Source organism: Ornithinimicrobium carbonis, from assembly GCF_050703245.1.
In the GTDB taxonomy this organism is placed as follows: Bacteria; Actinomycetota; Actinomycetes; order Actinomycetales; family Dermatophilaceae; genus Ornithinicoccus.
In genome coordinates this window covers 3,277,816-3,296,849 of record NZ_CP192647.1, presented here as the reverse complement: position 1 = coordinate 3,296,849, position 19,034 = coordinate 3,277,816, and the positions used below count along the sequence as shown (strand labels likewise).

14 protein-coding genes, 1 tRNA gene and 1 pseudogene are annotated in these 19,034 nt (G+C 71.6%); 4 read left to right on the top strand and 12 right to left on the bottom strand.

The features are described 5' to 3' along the window. Window positions 1-424: 424 nt before the first annotated feature. From ACQ95T_RS16540 to ACQ95T_RS16520, 5 genes are all read right to left on the bottom strand, one after another. On the bottom strand, window positions 425-1,222 hold the full coding sequence (locus tag ACQ95T_RS16540; RefSeq protein WP_431473848.1) for an alpha/beta fold hydrolase: 798 nt from the start codon (window positions 1,220-1,222) through the stop codon (window positions 425-427). A gap of 244 nt (window positions 1,223-1,466) precedes the next feature. Next, window positions 1,467-2,594 carry an ATP-binding protein gene (locus tag ACQ95T_RS16535; protein ID WP_431473121.1) on the bottom strand — a complete coding sequence of 376 codons (1,128 nt, stop codon included), beginning with the start codon at window positions 2,592-2,594 and terminating at the stop codon, window positions 1,467-1,469. A 389-nt stretch (window positions 2,595-2,983) separates the two neighbouring features. After that, window positions 2,984-3,056, bottom strand: a tRNA-Lys gene (locus ACQ95T_RS16530). Window positions 3,057-3,198: 142 nt separating this feature from the next. After that, window positions 3,199-3,801, bottom strand: coding sequence for a PAQR family membrane homeostasis protein TrhA (gene trhA / locus ACQ95T_RS16525; RefSeq protein ID WP_431473120.1), 603 nt, complete (start codon window positions 3,799-3,801; stop codon window positions 3,199-3,201). Between the two features lie 88 nt (window positions 3,802-3,889). Next, window positions 3,890-6,457, bottom strand: a complete 2,568-nt coding sequence (locus ACQ95T_RS16520; protein WP_431473119.1) for a cell wall-binding repeat-containing protein — start codon at window positions 6,455-6,457, stop codon at window positions 3,890-3,892. Window positions 6,458-6,546: 89 nt separating this feature from the next. Here ACQ95T_RS16520 and ACQ95T_RS16515 point away from each other — a divergent pair, with 89 nt between their 5' ends. Both ACQ95T_RS16515 and ACQ95T_RS16510 read left to right on the top strand, forming a co-directional pair. Then, window positions 6,547-8,049 carry a purine-cytosine permease family protein gene (locus ACQ95T_RS16515; protein ID WP_425943298.1) on the top strand — a complete coding sequence of 501 codons (1,503 nt, stop codon included), beginning with the start codon at window positions 6,547-6,549 and terminating at the stop codon, window positions 8,047-8,049. Continuing rightward, entirely contained in the window at window positions 8,046-8,585 is a 540-nt protein-coding gene (locus ACQ95T_RS16510; protein WP_425943297.1) for a cysteine hydrolase family protein, read from the top strand. The genes ACQ95T_RS16515 and ACQ95T_RS16510 overlap by 4 nt, the downstream gene beginning before the upstream one ends. Window positions 8,586-8,648: 63 nt before the next feature. Here ACQ95T_RS16510 and ACQ95T_RS16505 read toward each other — a convergent pair whose 3' ends face one another. Together ACQ95T_RS16505 and ACQ95T_RS16500 are read right to left on the bottom strand one after the other, a co-directional pair. Next, window positions 8,649-9,050, bottom strand: coding sequence for a pilus assembly protein CpaE (locus ACQ95T_RS16505; RefSeq protein ID WP_425943296.1), 402 nt, complete (start codon window positions 9,048-9,050; stop codon window positions 8,649-8,651). 149 nt (window positions 9,051-9,199) lie between these two features. Then, window positions 9,200-9,643, bottom strand: coding sequence for an aromatic ring-opening dioxygenase LigA (locus tag ACQ95T_RS16500; protein WP_425943295.1), 444 nt, complete (start codon window positions 9,641-9,643; stop codon window positions 9,200-9,202). A gap of 117 nt (window positions 9,644-9,760) precedes the next feature. Here ACQ95T_RS16500 and ACQ95T_RS16495 point away from each other — a divergent pair, with 117 nt between their 5' ends. Beyond that, window positions 9,761-12,409, top strand: a complete 2,649-nt coding sequence (locus tag ACQ95T_RS16495) for a DEAD/DEAH box helicase (RefSeq protein ID WP_425943294.1) — start codon at window positions 9,761-9,763, stop codon at window positions 12,407-12,409. Window positions 12,410-12,412: 3 nt separating this feature from the next. Beyond that, on the top strand, window positions 12,413-14,083 hold the full coding sequence (locus ACQ95T_RS16490) for an ABC-F family ATP-binding cassette domain-containing protein (protein ID WP_425943293.1): 1,671 nt from the start codon (window positions 12,413-12,415) through the stop codon (window positions 14,081-14,083). Window positions 14,084-14,086: 3 nt separating this feature from the next. Here ACQ95T_RS16490 and ACQ95T_RS16485 read toward each other — a convergent pair whose 3' ends face one another. The 5 genes and pseudogenes from ACQ95T_RS16485 to ACQ95T_RS16465 form a co-directional block, all read right to left on the bottom strand. Next, window positions 14,087-14,863 (bottom strand): methylenetetrahydrofolate reductase, encoded by a 777-nt coding sequence (locus tag ACQ95T_RS16485; protein ID WP_425943292.1) that lies wholly within the window; start codon window positions 14,861-14,863, stop codon window positions 14,087-14,089. A gap of 113 nt (window positions 14,864-14,976) precedes the next feature. After that, entirely contained in the window at window positions 14,977-15,267 is a 291-nt protein-coding gene (locus ACQ95T_RS16480) for a hypothetical protein (protein WP_425943291.1), read from the bottom strand. 138 nt (window positions 15,268-15,405) lie between these two features. Next, window positions 15,406-16,305 (bottom strand): annotated as a pseudogene (locus tag ACQ95T_RS16475) (glycine betaine ABC transporter substrate-binding protein); the annotation flags it as partial. Between the two features lie 150 nt (window positions 16,306-16,455). After that, window positions 16,456-17,448, bottom strand: coding sequence for an ABC transporter permease (locus ACQ95T_RS16470; RefSeq protein ID WP_425943289.1), 993 nt, complete (start codon window positions 17,446-17,448; stop codon window positions 16,456-16,458). Continuing rightward, window positions 17,445-18,638, bottom strand: a complete 1,194-nt coding sequence (locus tag ACQ95T_RS16465) for a quaternary amine ABC transporter ATP-binding protein (RefSeq protein WP_425943288.1) — start codon at window positions 18,636-18,638, stop codon at window positions 17,445-17,447. Before ACQ95T_RS16465 ends, ACQ95T_RS16470 begins: the two co-directional genes overlap by 4 nt. Between the last annotated feature and the right edge of the window lie 396 nt (window positions 18,639-19,034).

Genomic DNA, 19,034 nt, shown 5'->3' with positions numbered 1-19,034 from the left:
GGACAGCCGGCGGAGTCAGCGCCGGCAAAGCGTACAGGGATCTTCTCTCGTCGGCAGCGCGTCGACGATCACGGACATCAGCCGACTTTTCAAACTGTCGCGGACACCGGCATCGACCCTGTAGTCAAGGGCGGAACTCTCGAGGAGTTGTTAACCGGGAGGCCGTATGCGGAGATTGCGCAAGACGCACGCTCTGGCCATGCCCTCGCTGTTCGCCATGACGGTGAACGACTGGTTCTCACCTTGACGGACGGATTGGTAGATGCGCTAGCAAAGGCAACACGGGAGCGACTCGGTGCTATAGCGCGGTTCCGTGGTCAGGGACCGAGGAGTTCATGGGTGCCGGAGATCCCGAACAGCTCGAGTCACTCCTGCTGGACCTGTCCGCTCTGGCACGAGACGCGCGGGCACGGGGAGGCTCCGTCTACTGCTGGGTGTCGGTCTGACGACGCACTACTTTGCCGCTGTTGCATGCCGGCGTCCGAGTACCGGTGAGTGCGGTCCGGGGGCAGCTGCGTCTCGTTATCTCGTGCTCCACGCGATCGAGCCAGTCGTGTACGAGGGTGTTGAAGGCCTCCGGTCGCTCGATCTGCGCGTTGTGTCCCGCAGCGTCGAGCACGGCAAAGGTGGCTCGAGGGTAGTGCTCGATGAGGTCCCACACGTCGAGGTAGCCGGTAGACGAGTCTTGGCGACCAGTGACGATGACCGTGGGCCAATCGAACGGCGGACCACTCTCCGGATCGCGGGTCAACGCCCACCGAGTGCGGATGCGCTCCAGCGCCGTCGCGTCTGCGCACATGAGGCCCGCTACGACTTCACGCTGCGTGCGGTCGAAAGTCTCCTGGGTCTGCACCACTGCAATCTCCGCGAAGGGTGCGTCGGGCGCGAGGTCAATCTCCGAAACCAGCACCTGATGCTCGGGCACCCTGCGGTCTGCGTTCTCAACTGCGGAGCCCATGGGGCAGATCAGCACCATTCCCCGTACCTGGTAAGCCCGATGCGCCGCGAGAGCGCGAGCGACATAGCCACCGTAGGACTCGCCAAGGAGGAGGAACGGCTCACTACCGATGTGCTCGTCGATGAACGCTTCCACGCTTTGGAGCACGTCGTCCGACGAGTCAACGCCCACAGCTTCAGATTGCCCCATCCCGGGAAGGTCGGGATATAGCCGGCGGTACGACCCTTCACGGGCCGCGAAGACGGGCTCGCAACAGCCCACCATCAGGCGGTGGTCAGGACTCCACCCGTGGATCGCCAAGACGGACAGACCATCCCGAGGACCCTCTTCAACGAAGTTCAGACTTGGGCGCGCGCGCGACTTCATGCCGCCTTGTCTAGCAGTGAGCACCGACTCGGCCTTCATCCAGCGCAGGCGCTGTCAGGTCATCCGACTTTGCCGCAGACCGATGGCGAGCGTAGTGTCCGAACATGCCGCATCCGGTGCGCTTGGGCGGCGTTGTGGATCCTCAGTTAGTCGTGAGGGACCTGACGTAGGCGCCGAAGCCTGGGACGGTGAACTGGAGCATTCCGTGGGCGGGTGCGTCCAGGATGCCCTTGTCGAGCAGTGACTGTCGGGCCATGGACAGGGCAGTCGTGTGTACACGAATCTCTTCGGCGATGGCGCCGCGTGGGACGGGGCCTTCGGGGTGGTTGGCCATGGCGGTGAGGATGTCGCGTTCGCGGGCGGTGGCTTTGGCCCAGCGGGTGCGGTACAGCTCGGTCAGGTCGACCTCGACACGTTCCTGGGCGGCGTTGACGTCGTCGAGGGTGAGTTGGCCGCCGGCGTCGGGGTTGCCGGCGGCGTGCCATGCCTCGTCCCCGTAGACCTGGACGAAGTAGGGATACCCCTGGGCGCGTTCGACGACGGCTGTCAGGGCGTCGGTGGCCCAGGAGACTCCTAGGGCCGCGCTGGGCGCGGTCAGAGCCTCGCGGGTCTCGTGCGGTTCGAGATCGCGCATCGGACGGTACTGGAAGCGCTCGGCGTGAGTGACGGCGCGGGTGACGACATCAGGGGTGTGGGACAGACCAGCGGCCAGGAGCGCAGCCGGAACGGGGCTGTCGGAGGCCTGCAGCTCCTGCCAGGCGTAGGCGATCGTGCGCAGGGAGTCGGGGTCGGCTGCCTGGAGCTCGTCGATGAGCACGAGGATTCCCTTGTGGTCGGCGTCCGATCGCGCGGCCTGGGCGGTGTGGGCGATGAGCCCACGGAACGCGCGCGTGGCTTCGGGTTCGGGTGCTGGGCGTTGCCCACCCGTGAGTTCGAGGTGACCGACCCCGGGGACACCGGCCGAGACCTTGACCTGGCTGACCCGCTCGGTCAGCACGTCGCCGTGTCCCCAGGCACGGGTGAGCTGGTGAACCTCATCGGCGATCACCGCTGTCAGGATGCCGTTGCCGGCCGTCACGAACACCGACGCCAGGCCGAGGTCGTGCGCCGTACGTTGGGCACGCCGCAGCAGGCTGGTCTTTCCCACACCACGCGGACCGACGTCCACGCGCACCCGACCGGCGAAGCGCCCCTCGAGGGCGACCCGACCCAGCAGGCCTGTGATGTCGGTGAGCTGCGTCTCCCGCCCGGGGATCTCGCGAGCGGTCACACCTGGCGTGTAGGGACTGGGCTGCACGATCGCTCCTCCGCGCTCAGAAGATACGCCCTTATAGATTCCCTCAACTATAAGTCTTGATCAGGCTGACCGTCGGGAAGCGCGAGGATCGGGGTTCGCCCAGACGCACCGGCCCGTGGGCACAGGCATACCTGTTGGTTCACCGACCCGGCCCAGCCAGCCGCCGAAGCGTCGCCGCACAATCCGTAGGTCCGTCATGGACCGTTCCATGCGTGACCAGTCACGATGCCCGCCCCGGTGAGCCGGCGACGCACGGATCGGACTGGGGTCCGGTGGCCTGACGGTGGCCAAGGACACCATGCCAAAGTGGGCCCGTAACCGAGCTCCCGGCCGCGTCAGGGCCCTGACCTGCAGAAACACAGTGGGCCCCGTGGGACTCGAACCCACAACCTACGGATTAAAAGTCCGCAGCTCTAACCATTGAGCTAGAGGCCCTCGCGCCCGACACCGCCGCCCACCGCGCAGGCGTCGGGACCTGTGCAGTCTAGAGCCCGTGCCGCCCGTCGCTGGATGCGCCCGGCCGGATCCGTTCCGACGGGCCGGCGGTCCCGGCGGGTTCCGGCTGGTGCAACGGCGCTCAGGCCGGGAGCACGTAGACGTACATCAGCAGGAAGTGCAGGAACGCGGCGATCATCACCAGCAGGTGCCACAGCTCGTGGAAGCCGAACACCCCGGGCCAGGGGTTGGGCCGCTCCACGACGAAGACCACGAAGCCGACGCTGTAGACCAGCCCGCCCACCGCCATCAGCGCCAGCGCCCCGAACGGCAGGGTCGTCCCCTCGGCCAGCAGCACGGTGGGGATCCAGCCGAGGGCGATGTAGAGCGTGTTGGTGACCGACTTGGGCAGCTGGCGCCAGACCGAGCGCACGACGATCCCGAGCGCCGCGATCCCCCACACCGTCCCCAGGACCGCCCAGCCGAACGGGGAGCGGAAGAGCACGAGCACGAGCGGGGTGACGGTACCGGCGATGAGCCCGAAGACCGACGTGTAGTCCAGCGTCCGCAGGATCTCGTTGAACCGGGGGCCCCGGTCGAGCCCGTGGTGCAGGGTGCTGCTGACAAAAAGCGTGATGAGAGAGGCGCCGTAGACGCTGAACGAGACGATCTTCCACGGGTCGCCTTCGGCCGAGGCCTGGACCACGAGCAGCGCCGTGCCGAGCGCGGCCAGGCAGGCAGGCACCCACCAGGTGCGAGAGCGTGTTGAACCGCTCGTCGGTGACGTGGACGCTGCCGTCCCGGCTGCGGTGGGGTGCATCCATCGTCCGATCCTAGAGGCCGGGCGGAGGTATGCCGTGCGCGTGCGGCTCGGCCCTGCCGGGCCCCCGCCGCCGTCCCTGACCCGGCCGACCGCACCCGGTCGCACCCACCCTCAGCGGTAGTCCAGCCAGCGCACCGCCTCGGTCGTCGCCGAGGACACCGCGACCGGCCCGCCGGCCACGCGGACCGTGGGGGCCTCCAGGCGCAGCAGCGCACCGGCGGCCGCCGAGGTCAGGGCGTCCGGCCGGGTCAGGACCAGCGGGACCCCCTTCGCGGCCGCGGCGGGAGCGGCGGCCAGGGCGTCCGGGAAGTCGGTGCCGCTGGCCAGCCACGCTGACGGGCCGGTCACCGGGTAGAGCCTGGCCAGGCGGGCGGCCACCTCGTACCGGTTGGCGCCGTCGATGCGCACCACGGTGGTCGCCAGCGCGCAGCTGGGTCTCGACGGGCGCGCCGACCGCCGCGGGGCCGCCCACCAGGACGATCCGGCTGGGGGAGAGGCGCTCGATGGCCGCCGCCGTGTCGGCCGGCAGGCCGTCGGGGCGGGTCAGCAGCACCGGCGAGTCGGTCGCGCCGGCCCGCGAGGCCGCCGACAGGGCGTCCGGGAAGGCCACGCCGCTGGCCACGAACACCGTGTGCACGTCGGCCGGGTAGGTCGAGGCCACCCTGGCCGCCACGGCATACCGGTCCTTGCCGTCCATCCGCTCGACCGGCAGCCCGAGCGCGCGCACCTGGTCGGCGACGGTCTCGGACACGGCGACCGTGCCGCCCAGGACGACCACCCGGGCGGGCGCCAGCGTCCGCAGGGCGGACGCGGTCACGCTGGGCAGCCCGTCCGCCCGGGTCAGGAGCACCGGCACGCCCTGCTTGCCGGCGAGCGCACCGCCGGAGAGAGCGTCGGGGAAGGCCTGGCCCGAGGCGAGGAGGTAGACGACGGGCCGGCCCGCGGCGAAGGTGTCGAGCGCGACGTCGGCCGCCGTGGCGTAGCGGTTGGGACCGCTGTGCCGCACGACCGCCGGCCCGGCCGAGGCCGGGTCCTCGGTGATCGTCACGGTGCTGCCGCGGGAGTCGCCGTTGCGCGCCCGCAGGGTCACCGTGTGCGCTGCGGTGTCGCTGCCGGGGTAGGTGAAGGAGAAGGCCCCGTCGGCCGCGACCGCAGGGCTGGTGACGAGGGAGCCGTCGACGCGCACGTCCATCACCGTCCCCGGCGCGACCGAGTCGCCGGACTGCCGGGTGAGCCGGCCCGACACCGTCTGACCCGTGCTCCACCGGGCCCGCCCGGTGAGGGCGTCCGCGTAGCGGGCGGAGGGCAGGCTCGCCCGACCCAGCCAGAACGCCACCTCGGCACCGGGCCGCCAGTCGTCCAGGTCGGTGACGAGGGAGGCGGTCGCGTAGGGGGAGCCGTCGGCGTAGGAGTCGTAGGAGGAGGTGATGCCGACCGCCTTGTGGCCCGAGACCCACGGCCCGCCGGAGTCGCCGGGGACCACCCGGGTGTCGGCGAAGAGGGACCACACCCAGCGCTTGGGGCGGTTGATGTCGCCGGAGCCGTCCCCGATCCACTGCCAGCCGACGCTGCGCACCCGCGTGCAGGTCCAGCCGGTGCGCCGTCCGCTCTTGCAGACCGGCATGCCCACCACCGGTGCCGCCTGACCGGTCACGGTGACCGTCGAGGCGTAGGTGGTCACGCTGGCCGGATAGCTGTGCCCGGCGACCACGTCGACGGTGGCCAGGTCCGTTCCCCAGCTCTCCCAGGCCGACCCCGGCGCCCCGAACTGCCACCAGTCGACGGTGCCGAGCGTGCTGCCGCCGATCGAGACGCTGCCGCCCCCGGCGTAGGGACAGTGCCCCGCGGAGATGCCGCGTCCGTCGCCGTTGTACCACCCGTTGAACCCCCACGAGCAGATCACCGAGCCGAACTCCACGCCGGCTCCGCCCCGCACCGTGGCAGCCGGGGTGGTGGGGCCGGTCGTGGCGACGGTCTCGACGCCCGGGTGCTGGGCGGCCCACTGCGTGGGGGAGAGGAGCGGGCCGACCGCGTCGGTCCGGCCGCGCTCGACCACCTCGTCGGGGTCGATCACGCGCACCTCGTAGCCGGTGGCGGTGTAGGCCAGCCCGGTCAGCCCCTCGGGCCCGACCTGGCTCAGGTAGCTCTCGCGCAGCTCCTCCAGGTCGGCGAAGGAGGCGGTGGCCTCCTCGGTGCCCGAGCCGTCCGTCCCGATCGACCCGTTCCCGCCGCGGACGACGACCTCGCCCCTGCGCAGCACCCCCACGGCCAGCCCGCCCGCGTCGGCGACGAGGGGGGCCGCCTGCTCGGCGAGCGCACCCGCCTCGACGAACTGCTCCATCGTCAGCCCCAGGTCGCCCGCCAGGGCCTCCTCGATGCTCCGGCCCTCGGCACCGACCTCGGCGTCCGCCCCGGGCTCCGCCGCCGTGGGCTCCGGATCATGTCCGGCCGGGTGGACGACCGCCTCCGGCGAGGTGGGGTATGCCGCGTGCGCGGCGGGGTCCGGCGTGGCACCGACCGCGATCGCGGCCGCGGCGACGACGGCGATCAGCGCGGACACGGGGCGGGTCCTGGTCATCGGTGCCTCCCTGGGCGATGACGGTGGGTCGAGGAGCACCCTAGACCTGCAGGCCACCCGTGTCAGGCCCTGTGCCAGAGTGTCCTCCCATGACCGAGAACCCCTCCTCCACGCTCACGACCACCGAGCGCTCGCTCGTGGAGGTCAACGGCATCGAGGTGATCGACGAGGCCGAGCGCACCGCCAAGCCGTCGGACCTGTTCTGGCCGTGGTTCGCGGCCAACGTGTCGGTGTTCGGCATGAGCTACGCGGCCTTCGTCTACGGTTTCGGGATCTCCTTCGCCCAGGCGGTCGTCGTCGCCGTCGTGGGAGTGGTGCTGTCGTTCTTCTTCTGCGGGGTCATCGCCATCGCCGGCAAGCGTGGCTCCGCCCCGACGATGGTGCTCTCCCGGGCCGCCTTCGGCGTCGACGGACAGAAGGTGCCCGGCGTGGTCTCCTGGCTGGTCTCGATCGGGTGGGAGACGTTCCTGGCCATTCTGGCGGTGCTGGCCACCGCGACGGTCTTCCGCGAGCTCGGCTGGGCCAGCGGCACCGCCACCAAGGTGATCGCGACGCTGGTCGTCACCGCTCTCATCGTCCTCGCCTCCGTCGCCGGCTACCACACGATCATGCGGCTGCAGTCGGTCCTGACCTGGCTCACGGGGGCCATCACGATCGTCTACATCGCGATGACCTTCCACCTCGTCGACATGTCCACCGTGACGCTGCGGGAGAGCGGGTCGACCGAGTCCGTCATCGGTGCCCTCGTGATGGTGATGACCGGCTTCGGCCTGGGGTGGATCAACATCGCCGCCGACTGGTCGCGCTACCAGAAGCGGACCGCCTCCGGCGCCTCGATCGTCTTCTGGAACACCCTCGGCGGTGCCCTTCCGGTCGTGCTGCTCGTCGGTTACGGACTGCTGCTCGTCGGGTCGAGGCCGGACCTCGAGGAGGGGATCGCGAACGACCCCATCGGCACGCTCGCGACGATCCTGCCGACCTGGTTCCTCGTGCCCTTCCTCCTCGCCGCGGTCCTGGCGCTGGTCAGCGGCGCGGTCCTGGGCATCTACTCCTCCGGGCTGACGCTCCTCTCGCTGGGCGTCAACATCCCCCGCCCGGCCGCCGCGGGCCTCGACGGGCTCATCCTCACCGCCGGCACGATCTGGGTGGTCTTCTTCGCGGAGAGCTTCCTGGCCCCGTTCCAGAGCTTCCTCATCACCCTCGGCGTCCCGCTCGCCGCGTGGGCCGGCATCCTCATGGCCGACATCGCGCTGCGCCGCCGCGACTACGACGAGCGCGCGCTGTTCGACGCGGCCGGTCGCTACGGCGCCTGGGACTGGACCTCGGTCGGCACGATGGTCGTCGCCTCGGTCGTCGGCTGGGGGCTGGTGATCAACCTCTTCGCCGACGCCGCCTCGTGGAACAACTGGCAGGGCTACCTGCTCGGCCCGCTCGGCCTGGGTGGCAAGGAGGGGACCTGGGCCTTCGCCAACGTGGGTGTGCTCGTCGCCCTGGCGCTGGGCTTCCTCGTGACGTATGCCGCCCGCCGCGCCACCGTGCGCCGCCAGGAGGCCGGGCCGGTCCGGGTGGAGGAGCCGGTGGTCGCCCCGTGAGCACCGCCCCCGGTCAGGACGGTCCGTGGCTGGTCGTCGTCGACGCCCAGCGCATCTTCGCCGACCCCGCCTCGGACTGGGGGGCTCCCCGCTTCGCCGAGACCCTGAAGCCGCTGCGCGGGCTGGTCGCCGAGCACGCCGGACGGACCGTGGTCACCCGGTGGGTGCCGCCGGTGACCAAGCAGGGCTCGTGGGTGCCCTACTTCGAGCAGTTCGCCTTCGCCGACCGGCCCGCCGACGACCCGATCTTCGACCTCGTGCCCGAGGTGGCCGCGCTCGGGGTCGAGCACCTGGTGAGCGCCCCCACGTTCGGCAAGTGGGGTCCGGCGCTGGCCGGGATCACCGGGCAGCTGGCCCACCTCGTGCTGGGCGGGGTCTCCACCGACTGCTGCGTGCTCTCGACCGCGCTGGCGGCCGCGGACGCCGGGTGCACCGTCGAGGTCGTCGCTCAGGCGTGCGCGGGGTCCAGCGACGAGGCGCACGAGCGGGCGCTGGCGGCGATGGCGCTCTACGCCCCGCAGATCACCGTTCGCTGAGGGGGACCGCCACCGGTCGTCCGGCGCCGCGGTCTCGGCCGCGGCGCACCGCCCCGGCACGGGTCAGCGCCGCTGCAGCACCTCCAGCAGCGCCAGGCCGTAGGCCTCCTCGGCGTCCTCGTGGACGAAGGTCCGCGGCTCGCCGTCGAGGAGCGCGACCACGGCATACCCCTCCTTGGTCAGGCCCAGGCCGACGAAGTCGTGCCCGAGGACGGCGCGCAGCTGGTCCTCCCGCGGGAGCCACACCGTCTCCTCGAGGGCGACGGAGTCCAGCGCCCACTCGGCGACGCCGTTGAACCCGATGACGCTGCCGCCGACGAACTCGTGGACCTCGACCGTCATGTCGGCCAGGTGGAAGACGTCGTGCGCCACGCCGGGACGGTCCACGGCGAACCGGTCCCCGGGCAGCGGGGACCAGACCATCCCGGTGTCGAGGAGTCGTCGGGCCAGGTCCACGGAGATCATCCGCCCAGTCTGGCAACCGAGGCTGGGAGGTCCCCCCTGGTGGTGGGTCGTGCGCAGGTGCCGGTCCGTCCCGTGGACGCAGGACGCCCCGCCGGGGACGTCGACGGGGTCGACGTCCCTGCGGGGCGTGCGGGTGCGAGCGGGTCTGCTCAGACCTCGCTGCGGGCTGCGGGCCGGACGGCGCGGGCGGCCTCGGAGCCGACGGCACGCAGGCCGAGACCACCGAGGATCATGGCCAGGCCGGTACCCATCGCCATCAGGGCGACGCCGAAGGAGACGACCGAGGTGAACAGCGAGGCGCGCAGGAACGAGGCGTTCATCGCGACGTCGCGCAGGGGGTCCTCGCGCTCGAGCTCGGCGTAGGTCTTGCCGTCGGTGCTCTCCAGGGCGTGCTTGTCGATGATCATCGCCTGGGAGTAGGCCGAGAAGGGGCCGTCGACGTGGTCGCCGGCCAGGAAGTCGGCGTCCTCGGCCACGGTGACGTTGGCCCGGCTCAACTCCTGGCTGACCATGACGTAGGTCGCTCCGCCGGCGATGATGAAGATGAGTCCGAGGATCATGAGGAGGGTCCCCATGGTGCGGCTGGTACGCATGTGTGGTGCCTTTCATTCAGTGAAATACCAGCCTAGGCCCTTCCGGGACCTGTTTTACTACATTTAGTCGTAATCTGGTGTGACCTTGGGCACGCCCCGTGCCCGACAATGGGAGGGATGACTGCCGACCCCGCCCCCGAGGCCTCCGTCCCCGAGGCCACCACCGCCGCGTCCACCCTCGTGGACCGGCTGCCCTCCGGGCCGTTCGACCCGGACGCCACCTACGAGGTGTTCGAGGCGTGGGCCGCCGAGCGGGGCACCCCGCTCTACCCCCACCAGGAGGAGGCCGTCCTGCACCTGCTCGGCGGGGCCAACGTCGTCCTGTCCACGCCGACCGGCAGCGGGAAGTCGCTCGTGGCCACGGCCGCGGCGCTGCAGGCGCTGGCCGACGACCGGGTCACCTTCTACACGGCCCCGATCAAGGCGCTGGTCAGCGAGAAGTTCTTCGACCTGTGCCGCGTCCTGGGCGCCGAGAACGTCGGCATGCTCACCGGGGACGCCTCGGTCAACGCGGACGCCCCGGTCGTGGTCTGCACCGCCGAGGTGCTGGCCAACATCGCCCTGCGCGAGGGGGAGGGCGCCGACGTCGGCATGGTCGTCATGGACGAGTTCCACTTCTACGCCGAGCCGGACCGGGGCTGGGCCTGGCAGGTGCCCCTGCTGACGCTGCCGCACGCGCAGTTCCTGCTCATGTCGGGCACGCTCGGCGACATGAGCAGGATCAGCGAGGACCTGACGCGACGCACCGGCCGCGAGACCGCCCTGGTGACCGGCGTGGACCGCCCGGTGCCGCTGCACTTCAGCTGGGCGATGACGCACGTCCCGGAGACGATCACCGACCTGCTCCAGGAGCGCAAGGCACCCGTCTACGTCGTGCACTTCACCCAGAAGGACGCGCTGGAGCGGGCCCAGTCCCTGATGTCGGTCCAGCTGCTGACCAAGGAGGAGAAGGAGTCGGTCCGCGAGGCCATCGGCGCGTTCCGGTTCACCGCCGGCTTCGGGCGCACCCTGTCCAAGCTGGTCCGGCACGGCATCGGCGTGCACCACGCGGGCATGCTGCCCCGCTACCGCCGGCTCGTGGAGCAGCTGGCCCAGGACGGGCTGCTGAAGGTCATCTGCGGCACCGACACCCTGGGGGTGGGGATCAACGTGCCGATCCGGACGGTGCTGTTCACCGGGCTGGCCAAGTACGACGGCACCCGGTCGCGCATCCTGCGCACCCGCGAGTTCCACCAGATCGCCGGGCGCGCCGGGCGCGCGGGCTTCGACACCGCCGGGTATGTCGTGGTGCAGGCGCCCGAGCACGTGGTCGAGAACGCCCGGGCGGTGGCCAAGGCCGGTGACGACCCCAAGAAGCAGCGCAAGATCCAGAAGAAGAAGCCCCCGGAGGGCTCGGTGTCCTGGACCGAGGAGACCTTCACCAAGCTGGTGGACGGACAGCCCGAGGCGCTGGGGTCCCGGCTCAAGGTCGACCACTCCGTCATCCTCAACACCGTCGCCCGCTCCGGGGACCCGGTGCGCAACCTGGCGACCCTGCTGCGGGACAACCACGAGGAGCCGCGGGCCCAGGCCCGCCTGGCCCGCAAGGCCGTCGTCCTGGGCCGCTCCATGCTGGACAGCGGCGTGCTGGTGCGCCGGGAGGCGCCGGGGGCCGACGGTCGGACCGTCGACCTGGCCCCCGGGGTGCAGGAGAACTTCGCCCTCAACCAGCCGCTCGCCCCCTTCGCCCTCGCCTCGCTCGAGCTCTTCGACCGGGAGTCCCCGACCTACGCCCTCGACGTGCTCTCGGTCGTGGAGTCGGTGCTCGACGACCCGATGCCGGTCCTCGTGGCCCAGCGCTACAAGGCCCGCGGCGAGGCCGTCGCCCGGATGAAGGCCGACGGGCTGGAGTACGACGAGCGGATGGCCGAGCTGGAGGAGGTCACCTGGCCGCGCCCGCTCGCCGAGCTGCTCGAGGGGACCCTGGCGATCTACCGGCAGACCCAGCCGTGGGTGCGCGAGGACGCCCTGTCGCCCAAGGGGGTCGTGCGGGACATGTGGGAGCGGGCGATGAGCTTCACCGAGTTCGTCGGCTTCTACCAGCTCACCCGCAGCGAGGGCGTGCTCCTGCGCTACCTCACCGACGCCTACCGCACGCTGCGCCAGACGGTGCCGGAGACGGCATACACCCCCGAGCTCGACGACGTCGTGCAGTGGCTGGGGGAGACCATCCGCCAGACCGACTCCTCCCTCCTGGAGGAGTGGGAGGCACTCACCGACCCCGAGGCCGTGGCCGCCGCGGCGGCCCGGGCGGCCTCCGGGGACCCGACACCGCCGAGCCGGCCGATCACGAGCAACGAGCGGGCGTTCCGGGTGATGGTGCGCAACGCCCTGTGGCGGCGGGTCGAGCTCGTCGCGGCCGATGCGTGGGAGGCGCTCGGCGACCTGGAGGCGCAGGTGGCCGCGCTGCCGGACCCGCCGGTGGAGCCGCTTCTGAGCCGCGCCGCCTGGGACGACGCGCTGGAGGCGTACTACGACGACCACGACCACGTCGTCCTCGACGCCGACGCCCGCGGGCCGCAGATGCTGCTCGTCGAGCCGCTGGCCGGGGAGCACGCCGGGATCACGGACGGTCGGCCAGGACGGGTGTGGCGCGTGGTGCAGACGCTGCTGGACCCCGACGGGGACAAGGACTGGGTGGTCGAGGCCGAGTGCGACCTGGACGCCTCGGACCTGGTCGGCGAGCCCGTCCTGCTGGCCACCGCCATGCGCCGGCTCGGGGGCTGAGCCGTGGCAGCCACCCTGCACGTGCAGGGGTTCGGGGCGGCCCACGGCGCCCGGCAGCTCTTCGCCGACCTGACCCTGACGGTGGCCCCCGGCGACGTGTGGGGACTGGTGGGGGCCAACGGCGCCGGGAAGTCGACCCTGCTCGCGGCGCTGGCCGGCCGGCCGGGGACCGCGGAGACCACCGGGCGGGCCGTGCTGTCCCCGCCGCACGCCACGGTCGGCCATCTCGACCAGGAGCCGGAGCGCCGGCCGGGTGAGGACGTCCTGGCCTTCCTGCACCGTCGGACCGGGGTCGCCGGGGCGGCCGCCGCCATGGAGGCCGCCGCCGAGGCGATGGCCTCGGTGCAGGACCCCACGCTCTCGCGCGGCGGCGCTCCGAGCCTGGCCGACGCCTACTCCGCGGCGCTCGACCGGTGGCTGGCGCTCGGGGGTGGTGACCTGGACGACCGGGTGCCGCCCGCGGCCGCCGACCTGGGCCTGCGGGTCCCCCTCGACGCCCCGATGACGACCCTGTCCGGGGGAGAGGCTGCCCGGGTCGGGCTGCTCGCCCTGCTCCTGCAGCGCTACGATGTGGTGCTGCTCGACGAGCCGACCAACGACCTGGACCTGGCCGGGCTGGAGCGGCTCGAGCAGGTGGTGCGCGGGTCGCGGGCACCGATGGTCGTCGTCAGCCACGACCGGGAGTTCCTCGCGCGCTGCGTCACCGGCGTCGTCGAGCTGGACCTGGCCCAGCAGCGGGTGACGGTCTACGACGGTGGTTACGAGTCCTTCCTCGCCGAGCGGGAGCGGGCCCGGCGGCGGGCGCGGGATGACTACGAGGAGTACGCCGACACGCTCGGCGCGCTCAAGGACCGTGCGCAGACGCAGAAGCAGTGGACCGACAAGGGCGTGCGCAACGCCCGCCGGAAGGCCCGCGACAACGACAAGAACCTCGTCGCCCGCGCGGTGTCGCGCTCGGAGAAGCAGGCCGCCAAGGTGAGCCAGTCCGAGCGGGCCATCGAGCGGCTGGAGGTCGTGGAGGAGCCGCGCAAGGAGTGGCGGCTGCAGATGTCGGTCGCCCCCGCCGCGCGCTCCGGCGCCGTGGTGGCCACCCTCGACGCCGCCGTGGTGCGGCGCGGGCCGTTCACGCTCGGTCCGGTGACGGCGCAGGTCGACGCGGGGGACCGGATCGTCGTCACCGGGGCGAACGGCTCGGGCAAGACCACCCTGCTGTCCCTGCTGCTGGGTCGGGTGGAGCCGGACGCGGGGCGGGCCACTCCGGGCGCCTCGGTCGCGGTCGGCGAGGTCGACCAGGCGCGGTCGCTCTTCGACGGGCCGGACCTGCTGCCCCGCACGTTCGGCCGGCTCGTGCCCGACTGGTCCGAGGCCGACGTGCGGACGCTGCTGGCCAAGTTCGGGCTCGGGGGCGAGCACTCCCGCCGCCCGGCGTCCTCGCTGTCGCCGGGGGAGCGCACCCGGGCGGCCCTGGCGCTCCTGCAGGCGCGCGGGGTGAACCTGCTGGTGCTCGACGAGCCGACCAACCACCTGGACCTGCCGGCGATCGAGCAGCTGGAGCAGGCGGTGGACTCCTTCGGCGGCACCCTGCTGCTGGTGACGCACGACCGGCGGATGCTCGAGCAGGTGCGGGCCACCCGCCGCTGGCACCTGGACCAGGGCCGGCTCACCGAGCTCTGAGCGCTACAGGACGCCGGCCAGGTAGTCCATGACGCTGGTGCGTACCGGCATCAGGTAGACGTGGTGGTCGCGCTCGCGGGCGAAGTCGATCGCCTGCCGGGCGAAACGGCGCTGCCACCGCAGGGTCGGCTCGAAGTCGGTCGGGAAGGCCACGAGGTTGCGACGCCGCCAGTATCCGACCGCCCCTTGGCTGGTCACGGTCGTGGCGCCCCACCACACCGGCAGGTCCCGGGGCAGGATGCGCGCCCAGGCCCCCATCAGCCCGACGTCGAAGAAGGGCTGGGTGAACACGCCCGTCGCCCCGGCCGACAGCTTGCGCTCCAGGTAGCGCATCTCCTGGGCGATCCCCTGCCGGTAGGGATCCAGCCCCGCGTAGATGCGCAGGTGGGGCAGCTCGGCCCGGATCCGGCGGATCACGTCGACCGCGTCGACCGGGTAGGTGTGGTGGGTGAAGTAGTCGGCGTCGTCACCGGAGACCACGAGCACCTCCTCGGCACCCTGGTCGGCGAGGGAGCGTGCCATGGCCAGCGGGGCCTCGGGGTCGACGTCCGCCGCCCTCAGGTGCGGGATCGCGCGGTATGCCGTGCCGTCGGGGCGGCGCGCGGACTCACGGGCGAGTGCGGTCGCCTGCCAGCTGCGCAGGTCGAACTTCACCAGGTCGGGCACGTTGACCGTGTCCGCCCAGGGAAGGTGCTCGGCGACCTGCGCCATCTCGGTCCTGATCGACTCCTCCGTGCGCGGGACGAGCTCGACGGAGATGCGGGACTGGGTGGCGGTCATCGTGGTCAGTCTTCCAACCCGCCGGGCGGGTCGAGAAATCGCGGTCCGCTCCGACGGTCCTGCGTCGGGGGGGCCTCGAGACCGTGCGACCTGCGGGCGAGGATTCCGCTGCGTCAGGGTCGGAGGATCTCCAGCACCTCGTCCAGCTTCGTCTCCACCGACTCCAGCTGCTGGGTGTGGGCGCTGACGGTGGTGGTGATCGTCTCCAGCTGCTGGGTGTGGGCGCTGACGGTGGTGGTGATCGTCTCCAGCTGCTGGGTGTGGGCGCCGACGGTGGTGGAGATCTCGTCGAGCCTGGTGGTGTGCCTCGTCTGGGTGACCTGGATCGTGCCCAGCAGCTCGTAGATCGCGGTGACGTCGTTCTCGAGCCGGCCCACCCGGTGCTCGAGGTTCGAGGAGGTCATGTCTGCCACTGTACGCATCGTGACGGGACGTCAGCGGGCCGCGGACGGTCGCCTGTGGACGACGACGCCCCCGCCGGCGGACCGGCGGGGGCGTCGTCGTGCGGGGTGGTGCCGGAGAACCCGGCACCACGGCATACCTCACTCCGAGGTGGGCAGCTCCGGGAGCACGTCGGGGTTCTCCTCGATCCAGGCCTTCACGGCCTCGGCCTCGTTGCCCTCGCCGTACTCGTTGACGACCATGTCCTCCAGGGACCCGTACTGGTCGTCGTCCAGCTTCAGCTGGCCGATCCACTCGGCGGCCTCGGGGAACTCCTCGGCGAAGCCCTCGCGGCCCAGGAAGTGCAGGGCCTCCGGGTCGCCCAGGGCGCCCTCGGGGTCCTCGAGGTCCTTGACCGGGAACTCGGCGTTGGCCCAGAACGGCCGCCACAGGGTGACGACGATGTCCTCCTCGTTCTCCACCGCGTTCTGCAGCTCGGTGAGCATCGCGGTCGTGGAGGAGGTGACCAGCTCGAACTCCTCATCCAGCCCGTAGGTCGGGAAGACGCTCTCGTTGGTGACGCGGGTCAGACCGGCACCCGGCTCGATGCCGATGACCTGGCCGTCGAAGCGGTCGGCGTTGTCGGCCAGCTCCTCCAGGGAGTCGATGTCGACGTACTCCGGCACCGCGATGGTCAGCACCGCGCTGTCGTAGTAGCTGCCCAGGTCCTCGATGCTGTCGCCGTACTCCTCCATGTAGTCGGCGTGCGTGACCTCCGACCACGCCGAGGGGTACATGTCGACGTCCCCGTTGGCCAGCCCGGCGTAGAGCGGGGCCGGCTCGGTGAGGGTCTCCATCTCGACGGTGTAGCCCATCTCCTCCAGCTGGTTCTCCAGCAGGTAGGCGGTGGACAGCCCGTCGGTCCAGGAGGGCAGGAAGCCCAGGGTGATCTCGCCGGAGGCCCCGCCGGCGGCGGCGGCGTCCTCGGTCTCCTCGGTGGTGGTGTCCTCGCCGCCGGTGTCCTCGGCGGCAGGGTCCTCGCCGCCGTCGCCGCAGCCGCAGCGGCCAGCACACGAGGCCGGCGGTGGCGAGGCTGGCGACGAGCCCGGTGGTGCGGGCCCGGCCGGTGGTGCGCGTGATCGTCGTGTTCCTCATGATCGGATCGTTCCTTTCGGTCGAGGTCGTGCGGACGGAGTATGTCGTCGCGCCGGTCAGGTGCCGGCGCGGACGGACGTGTCGGTCGGGGTCGGGGACGTCCCGGAGGAGTCTCCCGACGGGGTCTCGGAGGTGGTCGTCGGCTGCGGTCCGCCCGCCGCGGTGCGGCGCGCGCGCAGGCGGGCCAGCAGCGAGCCGGGCTGCCGGCCGGGGTTGCCCAGGGCGGAGGTGACCCGGTCGAGGAAGATCGCCAGGATCACCACGCCGATGCCGGCCTCGACCCCGAGCGGGGTGTTGAGCCGGGCGATGGACTCCACGACCAGCTTGCCCAGGCCGTCGGCGCCGGTGAAGCCGGCGATGACCGCCATCGACAGGGCGAGCATGATGACCTGGTTGACGCCGGCCATGATCGTCGGCACCGCGAGCGGCATCTGGATGCCGCGCAGGATCTGCCAGGAGGAGGCGCCGAACGCCTGCCCGGCCTCGACGGTCTCGGCGTCGACCTGACGGATGCCCAGCTCGGTGAGCCGGACCCCCGGCGGCAGGGCGAAGATGATCGTGGCGAAGATGCCGGGCACCAGGCCGATGGAGAAGAAGGTCACGGCCGGGATGAGGTAGACGAACCCGGGCATGGTCTGCATGAAGTCCAGCACCGGCCGGACCACGGCGCTCACCGCGTCGTTGCGCGCGGCGAGCACGCCCAGCGGGATGGCGACGGCCACCGCCACGACGGTGGCGACGATGACCAGCGCGAGCGTCTGCATCGAGGGCAGCCAGATGTCCATCGAGATGATGAGCGCGAAGCCCAGGGCGGTGCCGACCGCCAGCCGCCAGGAGGCGACCACCCAGGCGACGAGGGCGAAGAGCGCCACCATGACCAGGGGCGGGGGCCACATCAGCAGGTCGACCAGGCCCTCGACGACGAAGGTCATGACGTCGCGGAAGAGGGTCAGCAGGACGTTGAGGTTGTCGTCGATCCAGTCGAACGCGGTGTCGATCCAGTCGCCGACGGGGACGCGCGGCAGCATGCTCTCCTCGGCCGTGCTCATCGGGACACCTCCTCGGCGGGGTGGTTGGACAGTGCGGTCAGCAGCGTCACCTGGGGGATGAGCCCGGCGAGGCGACCCTGCTCGTCCACGACGAGCAGCGGGCTGGTCCGGCGGGCGGCGTCGGCGAGCAGGTCGGCCAACGGGGTGCCCAGCGTGACGGTGCTGGCGCTGCGCTCGGTCAGGGGCAGGTCGGTGCGCCCGGCGCGGACCGCGGCCGCGATCTCACCGGGCAGCACGACCCCGACCGGGGTGCGGTCCCGACGGACCACCGGAAGCGCCTCGAGCTGGTGCTCGCGGATGAGCTTGTGCGCCTGCTGGGGGCCCTGCTCGGCACCGATGACGTACTCCGGCTTCTCCATCACCGCGCCGGCCGTGAGCACCTTGGCCCGGTCGACGTCCTGGACGAACTGGGCCACGTAGTTGCTGCTCGGGTCGTTGAGGATCTGCTCGGCGGTGCCGATCTGCTCGATCCGTCCGTCGCGCATCATGGCGATCCGGTCGCCCAGGCGCATGGCCTCGTTGAGGTCGTGGGTGATGAAGACGATGGTCTTGTCCAGCCGCTGCTGCAGGTCCACCAGCTGGTCCTGCATCTCCCGACGGATCAACGGGTCCAGCGCGCTGAAGGCCTCGTCCATGAGCAGGATGTCGGTCTCGGCGGCCAGGGCCCTGGCCAGGCCCACGCGCTGCTGCATCCCTCCGGACAGCTCGCCGGGCAGGGACTCGCCCCAGCCCTCGAGCCCGACCATCTCCAGAGCACGGTCGGCGCGCTCCTCGCGGTCGGCGCGGGACATCCCCTGCACCTGCAGCCCGTAGGCGGCGTTCTCGCCGACCGTGCGGTGCGGCAGGAGCGCGAAGTGCTGGAAGACCATGGAGATCTTCTCGCGGCGCACGCGCCGCAGGGCCTCCCCCTTCAGCCCGGAGAGGTTCTCGCCCTCGATGACCACCTCGCCGGCGGTCGCGGGGTGCAGGCCGTTGATCATCCGGATGAGCGTGGACTTGCCGGAGCCGGAGAGCCCCATGACGACGAAGATCTCGCCGGGCTCGACCTCGAAGGAGGCGTCGATGACCGCGGGGGTCAGCCCGTCGGCGCGCAGCTCGCTCCGGGTGGCGCCCCGCGTCAGGGCGTCGACCCCCCGCTGGGGTCGTCGGCCGAAGATCTTGTACAGATGCTCGGCGGCTAGGAGTGGCACAGGGTCGTCCCTCGGTCGTCGGTCGGCGGTCGTCGGACAGCAGCTCGCTCGCGCGGTCGTCACGCGGCAGGGTCGCGGTCCGCCGCGCGGGGGGATCGTCGCCGACGGCGACGACCGTCTCGCCCGGCCGGGGCGCCAGGAGGCGCCGACACCGGCAGCGCAGGACGACCCTTTTCGACGTTAGAGGACGCGAATGCCGGGCAGCCACCGCAACCGTCGTGAATTGCGGTTTCGTGATCACACCGTGATCGGCCCGTGGCCGGATCGTGACGGGGAGGACGGAATAGGTCCCCGGTGGGAAAGGCCCTCCCACCGGGCGCGGAAGGGCGCGGCTGGCTAGACTCGCCGGCACCGGCGGAACCGGCCGCGGGTCCGCCCGTCACCCACGGAGGTCAC

Excerpts from the sequence above, each read along its gene's own strand:
- ACQ95T_RS16540 (WP_431473848.1), bottom strand. The coding sequence starts at position 1,222 with ATGGTGGGCTGTTGCGAGCCCGTCTTCGCGGCCCGTGAAGGGTCGTAC.
- ACQ95T_RS16520 (WP_431473119.1), bottom strand. The coding sequence starts at position 6,457 with ATGACCAGGACCCGCCCCGTGTCCGCGCTGATCGCCGTCGTCGCCGCG.
- ACQ95T_RS16515 (WP_425943298.1), top strand. The coding sequence starts at position 6,547 with ATGACCGAGAACCCCTCCTCCACGCTCACGACCACCGAGCGCTCGCTC.
- ACQ95T_RS16505 (WP_425943296.1), bottom strand. The coding sequence starts at position 9,050 with ATGATCTCCGTGGACCTGGCCCGACGACTCCTCGACACCGGGATGGTC.
- ACQ95T_RS16500 (WP_425943295.1), bottom strand. The coding sequence starts at position 9,643 with ATGCGTACCAGCCGCACCATGGGGACCCTCCTCATGATCCTCGGACTC.
- ACQ95T_RS16495 (WP_425943294.1), top strand. The coding sequence starts at position 9,761 with ATGACTGCCGACCCCGCCCCCGAGGCCTCCGTCCCCGAGGCCACCACC.
- ACQ95T_RS16485 (WP_425943292.1), bottom strand. The coding sequence starts at position 14,863 with ATGACCGCCACCCAGTCCCGCATCTCCGTCGAGCTCGTCCCGCGCACG.
- ACQ95T_RS16480 (WP_425943291.1), bottom strand. The coding sequence starts at position 15,267 with ATGACCTCCTCGAACCTCGAGCACCGGGTGGGCCGGCTCGAGAACGAC.
- ACQ95T_RS16470 (WP_425943289.1), bottom strand. The coding sequence starts at position 17,448 with ATGAGCACGGCCGAGGAGAGCATGCTGCCGCGCGTCCCCGTCGGCGAC.